Raw genomic sequence first — 1,190 nt, 5'->3', positions numbered from 1 at the left:
GTGCTGGAAGTAGCTGTCGCCCACCGACAATGCCTCGTCGACGATCAGCAGGTCCGGCGTAAACGCGGTAGCCACGGCAAAGGCAACACGCACCTGCATGCCGCTGGAATAGGTGCGCACCGGCTGGTCGAAGTACTCGCCCACCTCGGCAAAAGCCTCGATTCCCGGCATCGCGTCTTCGATCTGGTCCTGCGTGTACCCCATCAGCCCGGCCGAATGGAAAGCGTTCTGACGGCCGGTCAGGTCCGGGTTGAAGCCCATTCCCAGTTCCAGGATCGCCGCGACCCGTCCGGTACGTGTCACCCGCCCTTCGGTGGGTTGTGCGGTGCCGGTGATCAGCTTCAGCAGGGTACTTTTGCCGGCGCCATTCTGGCCGATAACGCCCACCGCTTCGCCAGGGGCGATGGTGAACGAGACATTGCGCAGGACCCAGTTCTCTTCACGCGGGCGGGTGGGCAGGCCGAACCAGCTGGCTGCGCGCATCCATTCGCTGCCCCAGACACGGTACGCCTTGCCGACGCCCTCAACACGCATCTCACCACTCATAGCGCATCCACCATTTCAGGGCTTGCACGACGGAACACAACAAGCGACGCCACGGCCAGTATCAGCGAGGCGCCCACCAACCAGGCCAGCGCGCTCCACAAGGGCGGCTGGTCGTACAGCAGAACGTTCTGGTAACTGCTCACCAGCGGATACAGCGGATTCATCATGAACAGGTGCTGCACATTTTCGGGCAGGATGCGGATGTTGTAGACGATGGGGGTCAGCCAGAACAGTGCCTGCAGAACCACCGGCACCACCTGCCCGATATCGCGCATGAACACGTTGAGCACGCCCAGCAGCAGGCCGATGGACATGGCGAACAGCAGCGTGATCATGATCAACACCGGCAGCCACATCGCTTCGGGGCCAGGGTAGTGACCCAGCACGGCAAATACGGCGAAGATGGCCAGCAACAGCAGTATGTTGTTGACCAGCATCGTGCCAGCGGCGATGAACGGCAGGCAGATCCGTGGGAAGGCCATCTTCTTCATCAGGTTTCCGCTGTCCACGAACAACGAAACGCACTTGCCGATTGTCTCGGCGAACATGCTCCAGCACAGCGTGCCGGCCATCAGATAAAGCGCGTAGGCATACTTGTTATCGATGCCCGGCAGCTTGGCCGACAGCACCTCGGACAGGATGGT

At 61.5% G+C, this 1,190-nt stretch carries 2 protein-coding genes; both read right to left on the bottom strand.

Features of this window, described 5'->3' with window-relative positions; translation table 11 throughout:
- A partial coding sequence (locus tag AC1DJN_RS22030; RefSeq protein ID WP_478040294.1) for an ABC transporter ATP-binding protein occupies positions 1-546 on the bottom strand: 546 nt, incomplete at its 3' end.
- Positions 543-1,190 (bottom strand): ABC transporter permease (locus tag AC1DJN_RS22025; RefSeq protein WP_478040292.1); only part of this gene is annotated, 648 nt, incomplete at its 5' end. The genes AC1DJN_RS22030 and AC1DJN_RS22025, both read right to left, overlap by 4 nt.

This window comes from Stenotrophomonas sp. 05L414_2 (assembly GCF_056397905.1).
This window is presented reverse-complemented; position numbering and strand designations above follow the sequence as displayed.